At 57.7% G+C, this 10,699-nt stretch carries 9 protein-coding genes and 2 pseudogenes; 4 read left to right on the top strand and 7 right to left on the bottom strand.

Going from position 1 to position 10,699, the window contains the following annotated elements:
• Positions 1–118: 118 nt before the first annotated feature.
• Positions 119–1,226, top strand: a pseudogene (locus tag QCM77_RS44725) (TCP-1/cpn60 chaperonin family protein); the annotation flags it as partial.
• A gap of 505 nt (positions 1,227–1,731) precedes the next feature.
• Positions 1,732–3,057 (top strand): MFS transporter, encoded by a 1,326-nt coding sequence (locus QCM77_RS44720; protein WP_280096994.1) that lies wholly within the window; start codon positions 1,732–1,734, stop codon positions 3,055–3,057.
• 276 nt (positions 3,058–3,333) lie between these two features.
• Here the strand turns inward: QCM77_RS44720 and QCM77_RS44715 are convergent, their stop codons facing one another.
• The 3 genes from QCM77_RS44715 to QCM77_RS44705 all read right to left on the bottom strand — a co-directional run bounded on the left by QCM77_RS44715 (position 3,334) and on the right by QCM77_RS44705 (position 6,417).
• Positions 3,334–3,894: a hypothetical protein gene (locus QCM77_RS44715; protein WP_279669503.1), complete on the bottom strand. Its 561-nt coding sequence runs from the start codon at positions 3,892–3,894 to the stop codon at positions 3,334–3,336.
• 581 nt (positions 3,895–4,475) lie between these two features.
• Positions 4,476–4,856, bottom strand: coding sequence for a DUF1330 domain-containing protein (locus QCM77_RS44710; RefSeq protein ID WP_279669504.1), 381 nt, complete (start codon positions 4,854–4,856; stop codon positions 4,476–4,478).
• 622 nt (positions 4,857–5,478) lie between these two features.
• Entirely contained in the window at positions 5,479–6,417 is a 939-nt protein-coding gene (locus QCM77_RS44705) for a metallophosphoesterase (protein WP_280096993.1), read from the bottom strand.
• Between the two features lie 313 nt (positions 6,418–6,730).
• On the opposite strand from QCM77_RS44705, the gene QCM77_RS44700 reads away from it, so the two are divergent.
• Positions 6,731–7,219 (top strand): cytidylyltransferase family protein, encoded by a 489-nt coding sequence (locus QCM77_RS44700; protein ID WP_280096992.1) that lies wholly within the window; start codon positions 6,731–6,733, stop codon positions 7,217–7,219.
• Between the two features lie 5 nt (positions 7,220–7,224).
• On the opposite strand, the gene QCM77_RS44695 is transcribed toward QCM77_RS44700, so the two are convergent.
• Both QCM77_RS44695 and QCM77_RS44690 read right to left on the bottom strand, forming a co-directional pair.
• Positions 7,225–8,163, bottom strand: a complete 939-nt coding sequence (locus tag QCM77_RS44695) for a metallophosphoesterase (RefSeq protein WP_280096991.1) — start codon at positions 8,161–8,163, stop codon at positions 7,225–7,227.
• Between the two features lie 645 nt (positions 8,164–8,808).
• Entirely contained in the window at positions 8,809–9,078 is a 270-nt protein-coding gene (locus tag QCM77_RS44690; protein ID WP_135177465.1) for an antibiotic biosynthesis monooxygenase, read from the bottom strand.
• A gap of 796 nt (positions 9,079–9,874) precedes the next feature.
• Here QCM77_RS44690 and QCM77_RS44685 point away from each other — a divergent pair.
• Positions 9,875–10,063 carry a hypothetical protein gene (locus QCM77_RS44685; protein WP_148772496.1) on the top strand — a complete coding sequence of 63 codons (189 nt, stop codon included), beginning with the start codon at positions 9,875–9,877 and terminating at the stop codon, positions 10,061–10,063.
• 16 nt (positions 10,064–10,079) lie between these two features.
• On the opposite strand, the gene QCM77_RS44680 is transcribed toward QCM77_RS44685, so the two are convergent.
• Both QCM77_RS44680 and QCM77_RS44675 read right to left on the bottom strand, forming a co-directional pair.
• Complete coding sequence (locus tag QCM77_RS44680; RefSeq protein WP_279669193.1) at positions 10,080–10,325, bottom strand: hypothetical protein; 246 nt, start codon at positions 10,323–10,325, stop codon at positions 10,080–10,082.
• A pseudogene (locus QCM77_RS44675) lies at positions 10,322–10,566 on the bottom strand (hypothetical protein). Before QCM77_RS44675 ends, QCM77_RS44680 begins: the two are co-directional and overlap by 4 nt.
• Positions 10,567–10,699 lie beyond the last annotated feature (133 nt).

The raw sequence follows: 10,699 nt of genomic DNA, 5'->3' as shown, positions 1-10,699 counted from the left end.
CCCTGCGCTCCCTGACAAGCTTGACAGCCTCGATCTTGAACTCTCGACTGAACTTTCGTCTTCGCATCACTACCTCCGGCTCCATGAAACACCTAAACTTGGTGTCCATCAAACCGGCAGCAGCTCAGGCGTCACCGTTGCCAAGGAGATCGAGCTCGAGAACAAGTTCGAGAACATGGGCGCCCAGATGGTGCGCGAAGTCGCCTCCAAGTCCGCTGATGCGGCCGGTGACGGCACGACCACCGCAACCGTGCTCGCCGCTGCGATCGTCCGTGAAGGCGCCAAGTCGGTTGCCGCCGGCATGAACCCGATGGATCTGAAGCGCGGTATCGACCTGGCCGTGGAAGCTGTGGTCGCCGACCTCGTCAAAAACTCCAAGAAGGTCACCTCGAACGAGGAAATCGCCCAGGTCGGCACGATTTCAGCCAATGGCGATGCGGAGATCGGCAAGTTCATCGCCGACGCCATGAAGAAGGTCGGCAACGAGGGTGTCATCACCGTTGAGGAAGCCAAGTCGCTCGAGACCGAACTCGAAGTCGTCGAAGGCATGCAGTTCGACCGTGGCTATATCTCGCCCTACTTCGTCACCAACGCCGATAAGATGCGCGTTGAAATGGATGATGCCTACGTCCTGATTAATGAGAAAAAGCTATCTCAGTTGAATGAACTGCTTCCCTTGTTGGAAGCCGTGGTGCAGAGCGGTAAGCCGCTTGTGATTATCGCCGAAGACGTCGAAGGCGAAGCGCTCGCCACTCTCGTCGTCAACCGTCTCCGCGGCGGACCCGCGCGGCGGTCGAGGAAGGCATCCTGCCAGGCGGCGGCGTTGCGCTGCTGCGTGCCTCCGAGCACCTCAAGGGCATTCGCACCAAAAATGACGACCAGAAGACCGGGGTCGAGATCGTGCGCAAGGCGTTGTCCTACCCGGCCCGCCAGATCGCAATCAACGCGGGCGAGGACGGCTCGGTCATCGTCGGCAAGATCCTCGAAAAGGATCAGTACTCGTACGGCTTCGACTCGCAGACCGGCGAATACGGCAACCTGGTCTCCAAGGGCATCATCGATCCGACTAAGGTGGTTCGAGTGGCGATCCAGAACGCGGCGTCCGTCGCAGCGCTCCTGATCCCACCGAAGCTATGGTGGCCGAAGTGCCGAAGAAGAATACCGGTGCGGGCGGCATGCCTCCGGGCGGCGGCGGCATGGGTGGCATGGGGGGTATGGACTTCTAAGTCCGATATTCAGAGCTCGACAGTAAGAAGGCTCGGCAGCGACGCCGAGCCTTTGCTGATTTCCTTGCGGTCAGCCGGGGTCCAACCCTGGCACACCGTATTGCGCGAGCGCGTCGAAGCCTGCGCCGCCGACAAATGTCAGGCGGCGAGTTCTGCCAGCGCGAAGCTGCAGTCCTGACTATCCCGCGGCTAAACCGGCCACAGATTGACAGAGCCCCGCCGGGCATGTTCCCGAACCAAACAATACCGACCGTAATGTCTGTTGAGGGGTCATAAGCTTTTGACAGACGCCGGGGAGTCCCGGTCAAGCCTGATCAACGGAGATGGTCAGCGCCCGTCAGCTTGTCTCAAACGGTCCATAACAAGCCCTTCGCACAAGTCTCCTGCGGTGCAGCAATGTGACAGCCTCGGGTGACCTTTCGGTCGCCACGCGCTGATTGTAGTATTCCGCTAAACGAGAAGCCGGTTCCCAGGGGCATGGAAGCAGCCAACAAGGGAGCACCCAATGACTATGGCAATCACGCATGGGACGTTGTCCGCGGCTGATCATAGTGCGCAACTGCGCAAGGCGGTTATCGCATCAACCATCGGCACCGCAATCGAGTGGTACGACTTTTTCCTTTATGGCACCGCTGCCGGGCTTATTTTCGGTAAGCTCTACTTTCCCAATGAAGATGCGTTGACGGCAACGCTCGCGGCCTTCGGCACCTATTTTATCGGCTTCGTGGGGCGCCCGATCGGTGCCGCGATATTTGGTCACTACGGTGATCGCATCGGCCGCAAAGCGACACTCATTGCCACCCTTCTGTGTATGGGTATCGCGACCTTCCTCATCGCATTCGTGCCTACCTATGCGTCAATCGGCATCTGGGGCGCGGTCATCCTTACGGTGTTGCGGATGCTGCAGGGAATCGGCGTTGGTGGCGAGTGGGGCGGATCGGTGCTGCTCGCGATGGAATGGTCGCGCACCCACGGTCAACGCGGTTTGGTGGCATCCTGGCCGCAATTCAGTGTGCCGTGCGGCCTTTTTCTGGCAAACCTTGCAATCCTCGCATTCAGCCAATTGTCGGGTGACCAATTCAACACTTGGGGCTGGCGAATTCCTTTCGCGCTCTCGATTGTTCTCGTCGGTGTCGGACTATGGATTCGCCTTGGCATCCTTGAGACGCCAGTGTTCCAGCAGCTCCTGGATAACAGGAAGATCGAGAAGGCCCCTATCATCGAGGTCTTCAAGAAGCATCCGAAGGAGATAATCCTCTCGGCATTGCTGCGGATGTCCGAGCAAGCGCCGTTCTACATCTTCACCGCATTCATTTTCGCTTACGCCGTCGGTACCTTGCACATGTCGCGCGATCTGATCCTGAGCGCAGTGCTGGTTGCCTCTTGCGTCTCGTTCGTCACCATCCCGCTGTCGGGCCACATCTCCGACCGCATCGGGCGCAGGAAGATGTATCTGATCGGCGCGGCGACGGTGGGGCTGTTCGGCTTCCTGTATTTCGGAATGGTGGACACCGCAATACCATCAGCAGTGTTCATCGCGATCGTGCTGTCGCTGATCCCGCATGACATGCAATATGGGCCGCAGGCAGCCTTAATCGCAGAGGCCTTTACGCCGCGATTACGCTACAGCGGTGCTTCACTAGGCTATCAACTTGCATCGGTGATTGCCGGCGGTCCGGCGCCGCTCATCGCCACGGCCCTATTCGCCGCCTATCACTCCGGCTACGCGATTTCCATCTACATCGCCGCTTGCGCGGTAGTAAGCCTTGTGTCGGCGTCGTTCATGCCTGACTACACCGGCCAGGACATTTCGAGGGAGTATGACGACTGACGCAAAGGTGCAACGTCGATTGTTGAATTGGGCCTGGCGCTCATCCAGGCCCTCTTAATTTTTGTCGGGCATATCCGAGATGGGCCAATCGCGTCACTTTGGCCGCGTGCCGGTCTCTTCCGGTCTACCCCTGTGAACGGACATCGTCAGACCGCCCCGGCATGTCTCAAACGGGCCACATCCGGACTCATGCAGCGCAGCACGACCTGTAGGGACGCGCGTTTCGTCGCGCGCCCCCGCAGATAACCGTACGGGCGCAGACGCAGGATCGCGAGATCAGCGGACCGGCAGCATCAAATGCTCGTATTGCGTGCCAGGCCACATCACATAGGGCCTCGTTGGGTCGGCCTTCGCGTCGCGTGGATAACCATCCAACATCTTAGCGCCAGAGCCCACGATCATTACGTGTGCGCCGGTTTTAATCCAATTGTTGCCGGGCTCTTCTTTTGTTGCATAGGGGTCGGTGTTGCTTGCACCTCCGTCCCCTCGGAGCATGTACATGAACCCTACCTTGTTCGCCGGCGGCTCCTTGTGATCCATCCATGCCGTCGCCCATTCCATCGCGTTTTGATCGCCGCACATGGGGTCGGGGTTGGCCGGATCGGCATGACCCGGCATGCACGTCCACTGCCCGGCTCCTTTGCGCAAGGTCCGCATCTTGCCGTCATGATCCATAGCGACGATCGTTGCGTCTTTGGCGATGGCCTCGGGTGCCGCGGACAGCGACAGCTTAATCAGCTCCTCGTCGCTCATCTTGTGGCCGGTTGGCTGTTGAGCGAAGCCGTAGCTCGGGGTAAGCGCGAGGGCAAATAGAGTTACATAGGCCAGTGATTTCATCGCGAAATCCTCCCATGATCTTTCGCTGATGCCAGCCGCGGAGGTGCCGAAGGCGGGCGTCTGCGCTGAGGTGCTTGCACGTAGTTATCCTAATCTCCCTTTTGGGCTCCTCAAACGCGCCATTTGGCCGCTGCGGAGCGATCAGCTCCCGGACTTCCGCTCAGGGTCACAGGCGGCCTTTCGGCATCCTGGCTGCTTACTTCCGGTTGAGCGCCGGGAGCGGACATCACCGGCGCCGGTCGGGAGGTCCGAGATGGGCCATGAACGGACCTGACGTTTCATTATTCGATAGGTTTATCGGCACGCAGAAGGAACGTCTCCGGAATTTGCGTGAGCAAACTCAGCACATCTGAGTGATGAACGACGCATGGGAGCCTCGTTCTGGCTCTGCAACGTCATCACTGAACGTTGGGAACGGCGGAGAAAAGCTCGACCGGGAGTTCATGCAAGAAACGTCTAGACTTCTGAAACGCAAGGCAGCTATCAACCATTAGACGAGGCCGTCCAATGAGACAGCCTCGCTGTGCGCAGTTGTTGCCGGTTTTGGGCGCCGCGCGCCGCAGCCGGTGCGCGTGAACAGGCTACTTTTCGGTCTCGACGACGTACCGCCGTATTACCTTAACCGCCTTCTCACGCTGGGGTGAAAGGTCCGCCCAGGCTTTCGACTTGTAGAATGCCACTGCGTCATCCACGCTGTCCCATTCGACGATGCCCATACCCTTTGGAGGGGGTTCACCCTCTATTTGAACAACCCGTCCTGCTGCGGTGCGTAAAGATCGACCATGGGCTGCCTCTATCGCCTTCCGGGCGGCAGGGAGGTATGTGGCTTGGAATGAAGCATCGAGGATTTCATTTTCGCTGATGGAGTAAGCTTTCAGCTTAGCTCCTTGAGCGTGAAGGCCCTGGATCGCGATAGCTCCAATTGCGACACCTGCGAGCAATGCCATTGTATAAGTTTTCATGACTGACTCCCAGTTGCTTGCCGATGATCCGGCAGCCAATAGTACTGCTATTTGAGATCGTGCGGTGAGCAATCTAGGACGCCGGCTTGGAATTGGGCCGGCACCCGGCGTCCATTGGAACGCAACATGATAGAGGTTACGGAAGTCACACATACGGAATGACCGCTTCGGGTCAACAGGCGCCGTCCTGACCGCCGCCGGTTCACGTCCGGTCTACCGCGACAACCAGACGATTTCAGAGCCGGTCTGGGCTTCGCGTTCGGGCCAGAAGAGACTCATGCATTGGTCAGATTGCGAGTTGAATGACAGCGCCCACGTTCATCGCACTCTCGTGCCGTGGAGGAGCTGTTCACAGGATCCAATCCTCACATCGGCCTATGACTTGTTCGATCGCTTCGTTTCGAAAACGGCGTCAGCGTGGGAAAGCAGGAAAGACTTCGAAACGAAATATCAGGCAGCACGTTGCCATTCTCCCCGTCACCGGTACCATAGGGCCGGTTTAGAAGGAAGTCTCGGTTGCCGAGAGCTGCCTCGGGTGGTGGGGTATTTTTCGTCGGCGAGCTACTTCTCTCCCGCCCTCTGTTTCAGGCTCATGTACGTGAAGAACCGTATTAGGTCAGCGTCAGTCGCGGCGTAAATGGTGCAAGGTAATTTCCGGCGGGCAATTGAGGCGCACGGGAACGACGCTCGAGCCGGCACCAACGGAAGTATAGCCGGTCATATCTCTGTACCGCCAAGGCCCAGCCCCCATCCGTCTTGGCAGCACCGCCTCGAGCTTGAGGGGAATGGATCCGGGGAGACAAATCTGACCGCCGTGGGTGTGTCCGCTCAGCACCAGATCAAAGTTGGCATGGGCAGCCTGTCGATAGACCTCCGGTGTGTGAGACAACAAGATCGAGAACTCACCGCCGGGTATCGAGAGAGCGGCTTTTTCGATGTTGTCCACCCTGAAGAAATGTGCATCGTCGATTCCCGCCAGATAGATCCGTTGGTCCTTGCGAACGATTGTTTCGCATTCATTGAGCAGCACGCGAATGCCCATGGCTTCGAGCCCGGGAACCATCTGAATCGTATCGTGGTTGCCAAGCACGGCATAGATTGGCTGTTTCAAATGAGTTGCCACTCGCGCGACACCATCCAGCGCGGGCTGGAACGGCCCAACAGTCCGACCCCGATAATCGCCAGTTAGGACACACACATCGTACTGCATGCCGCCAACGAGCTGGATGAGTCTGTTCATGGCAACTTCATTCATATCCACGTGAAGGTCGCTAACGTGGAGAATGGTGAAGCCCTCAAAGAGGGGCGGTAATGTCTTGAACCTCATTTCGTTTCGTTTGACGAGAATGCGTTCTGCATTCCGTCGTGCACGCCAGTAGAGCCCCGTTGCCTTCAGAACATTTCGAATGATCCACTCGGCCCAAGATGAGTTTTCAAGGTGAAAAAATGTGAGGCCCTGGCCAAATACCTGAGCTTCGTGATCTCTCTCAATCCCCAATCGCTGCCGGGCATGGAGCGGCCCGAGACGGATCTCGAGTTTGCGCAGAATGTCTTCGTCCACCAGCTAGTCCTTTTGAACGGCCTTCGGGTAGATATAGCGTATTCTCATGAGGCCAAGGACAACCCGACAGTGGCTAATTCCCGCGCTTCCACTGAATGTCGCGTTGGGTCATTTGGCTCGTGCACTGCAACAAACTGCATCGCTATTCGATCACGTCGGCGCAGCCAAACAGCGACAGCGACTTCAGATTGATGGATGAGCTCGACCGTGGTGCTTTGGATGACCGGCGCAAGACGTTCCACTGAAAGGCGCTCACAACAGTCAATAGAAGATCGAACTAACGTCGGATGCAACTATAAGCTAAGCTGAATAAATGCAATTTCTGCATATTCTGCAATTATTGGTTTTAATGACGCTGGCGAACGGCACACCGATCGTTGCGAAGAAGATTTTTGGCCCACGTTTTTCCTTTCCGCTGGATGCCGGCACCGTATTTTTTGATGGGCGGCCGTTGTTTGGGCCATCGAAAACCATCCGCGGTATTTTGATTTCAGTCCTCATCACGACAGCAAGCGCCCCGCTTATCGGTCTGGATCTGACGATCGGTGCAATCGTAGCGGGCGCGGCTATGGCGGGCGATTTGCTCTCCAGTTTCGTGAAGCGCCGCCTAAATTCTCCGCCGAGCAGCCAGGCACTCGGGCTCGATCAGGTCCCCGAATCCCTATTTCCGATGCTGGCATGCCGCGACGCACTTTCATTGACGATCGCAGACATAGGGCTTGGCGTCGGAATCTTTTTTATTGGTGCGCTAATTCTATCTCGTTTTCTATTCCGGGCCCACCTGCGCGACGAACCATATTAGCCCCGTTAACCCGAACGAAGGCAGTGCAGGGTGATTTCTGGTGGACAGTTGAGACGAACAGGAACGACGCTCGATCCAGCACCCACAGAGGTGTAGCCAGCCATGTCGTGATACTGCCAAGCTCCTGCCCCCATCCGTCGAGGCAATACTGCATCAAGTATGATCGGAATAGATCCTGGCAGACAGATCTGCCCACCGTGCGTATGCCCGCTCAGCAACAAATTAAAATCGGCATGAGCCGCCTGACGATAGATCTCCGGTGTGTGTGACAATAAAATGGAGAACTCGCCATACGGGATCTGCAACGCAGCCTTTTCGATATCGTCGGCCTTGAAGCAGTGGGCGTCATCGATTCCGGCTAGATAGATTTGCTGATCGCCGCGCACAATCACCTCGCTCTCGTTGAGCAGCATACGTATTCCCATGGCTTCCAGCCCCGGAACCATTTGGATGGTATCGTGGTCGCCCAGAACCCCATAAACGGGCTCCTTTAGATGAGCTTGCACTCGTGCGAGGCCGTTCAAGGTTGCCTCGAACGGTCCAAAATTCTTCCCCCGATAGTCGCCGGTTAGAACACATAGATCGTAGCGCATGTCGCCGACGAGTTCGATCAGGCGCTGCATGGCAGCTTCATTCATGTCCACATGCATGTCGCTAAGGTGGAGTATGGTGAAGCCGTCGAAAAGCGGTGGCAACTCCTTGAACGTAACATCATTGCGCTTGACGAGAATGCTTCCAGTATTTCGGCGTCCGCGCCAGTAGAGACCGGTCAGCTTAAGTGCATTTCGAATGACAGAATGGACTGGATACCAGTTCCTTATGTGAAAGGAGAGGAGGCCTTGGCCGAAGATTTGTGCCTCGTGGTCCGTCTCGATACCCAATCGCTGTCTCGCATAGAACGGTCCGAGACGCTCCTCCATTTTGCGCAAGATATCTTCGTCCATGGAACAACTTCCTCCGACATCGGCTCGACCTTCCATGGACGTGCGGTACCGGCGCACGGTTGCACGCTGCCAGCAGGCCTCGGTTGATATAGTCAACGAGATTGCAAAAGCCTGGCTTTCCTTTCCGCGCAATAGACATCGCGAATTCATAAACCATCAGCTCCGGTCCGCTTTGGTTTACCAGACCCCTTAAGCTTTCTCGTCCGCGAGCATGCAATGGTGGCTGCAGATCGGGGACAAATCCCGACAGGGAAGCGTCAGGGTCAGGCCGCATGGCGGTCTGACCCGCTATCTCGGGAATGCAATGCCTACCAAAACAACGCCACAGAGGCCACAACGTAAGAAATCGAAAGTGAACTCGTTGCCGTCCTCCGCGGCATCGATACTATCGGTGGCCACGCAAAACCTGATTAATATGGCCGCAGTATCCGGCGTCTCGGGCACAGTTCTGCTCGGGCTTCTTGCTGCCAAGCATTTTTGACGAGCAGCATTCGCCTATGCGTTGTTATGGAATGATTCAGACGAGGTCCGCTCCGGTGCACTCAGCGGACAAACAAAGTTGTAAAGCTGACGTCAGCGGTGGGCCAACAGGCGACATGGCACACCACAGCAAAAAAATCCCGGCACTTGGCCGGGATCGATACTTCACGCCTTGTTCGTAAACCAAATCGTTGGAGCTCCCGCCACTCCCGCATTCTGCATGGCATTCTTCAGTTCAGCACTCTCCGCGAAGGCTTGCGCAGCTTCAATCGTGGCAAACTCGTGAGTTACTGTGATGTCATTTGGATTTTCGACTGCTCGGTAGACAGCCTCGGCTGTTACGCCCTTCGCCTTCTGAACCGGAGCAAAATCGTCGTAAGCCTTCCGCCAGGTCTTGTAGTCGGAAACCGTGTGTCTAACAAACATAGTCGTCATCAGATGTTCCTCCCCGACTGGTCGTAACAATCTTTCCACGAACGCTTGAAACAGCACTTCCCGTAGCACCAGTATAATACTGGCCACGGCTTGGAGCTATTTCATTTCCGGGTTGCACTGATGCCATCGGACGTTTGCCCTTTGTCCGATAGAACGGCCTCATCAGTCGGATGTCCGCCGGGGATCCAGAAGCTGACGAAAGTCTGCGCAAATGCCCGCGTCCACTTTGGGTCCAACAGGCGACATCGCGAGAACGGCCGCGGGCTGAGGCGGCGGTCGCGTCGCTAAAGATCGTTTGCGTATGCGCATGCCCTCCGGGTAATTTGCCCGCGATGCACTATTTTTGTGTGCTCATCGTTCTCACAGAGTGCTCAAGAATTTGACCACCGTATTTGGATGAACGGTGGTACCGCGATCGCCGTGAAAAACAATGGTCGGGACAGGCGGACGGTCTCTCCGGCAACGGTGATTATCCGGAAGGAGTACATCCCTTGCGCTGTGGCCCGGGAAGCTGGCTTGCGCGCATGTTCGTATGGCTGGGCAACTGTGCCGCGTTCCCAGTATGCTCTGGCCCCCGCTCCGCCTCCAGCCTCGGAGTTGGGGCCGAGTATTGGCGTCGAGCGACCGCGACGAGGGAGCTGGCTCCGGAGAGCGGCTCCGCCGAGACGAAAGCCGGCACTGCGGGTTGCGATCTCACAGTCCCGGGAACGGACGTAGTGAACAACGGCCTCGGCAGTGCCGGGCGATTTCTTCGGTTTGGCTGCGCCTCTCCTGAGATTACAAGCGGAGTTCAAGCATGGAGCTCACCGACTTGGAGCGGGATTTCCTGAAAGCCCTTCTCGACGGGCCATGGCTCAGCCCCGCGACCTTCGATCACGAGATCGTCGCGCGCATCGTCGAACTCGGCCTGGTCGAGAGCGGGCCGCTTCAGTCGGGAGAGATCGAGTACCGGATCACCGAGGCGGGTCGGGCGGCGCTTCGCTGAACCGACGGAGCTCGGCCTACCCTTCCTTCAGCGTCCTCTTGACCTGGCCGACGGGTGAGCTTCCGCCCTCGGCGATCACGCGCACCTCTGCGCCGCCGACCACCAGTACGTACGAGCAGATCTCGTCCTCCGTCGCGGCGGCGGCGATTTCGGTCTCGGGCTTCCAGTTCAGCGTCAGGTCGAGATCGCCAGGGAAGATCTGCCGACGCGAGTCAATGTCGAGTTCGACGATGTGGCTCTCGGAATGGTATCGGATCTTCATGCCGCGGCCGCGGTGTCCGCGCTATTTCCGCCCCGACGGGCCTGGCCGTTCGAGTTGTTGGGGTTCTGCTTGTTGGCTTCGTGATGTCCGATCACGCATCCCGCCGCGGCGCCGAGCTTGCCGTGTCCGCCATGTGGCCAGCGACCCCGCCGACGATGGCGCCCTTGATGCATCCCTTGGCTTCCACCGGCGAGGCCAAGGCGAGTGCGGACAGGCAAGCAATGGCCAAGATCGTTTTCATGATCCTTTGTCAATCGGCGTTCGACTGGGACCCCCTATCGGCATCCAAAAGGGACCCCTTTGATCGGCGTGCTCTGCTGGTAGCGCTCGGGTCGTCGGAGCTGGTCGGGGTTGCGGAGACGGCGCGAGCGCGG

Source organism: Bradyrhizobium nivariense, assembly GCF_029846695.2.
Classification (GTDB): domain Bacteria; phylum Pseudomonadota; class Alphaproteobacteria; order Rhizobiales; family Xanthobacteraceae; genus Bradyrhizobium.
This window is presented reverse-complemented; position numbering and strand designations above follow the sequence as displayed.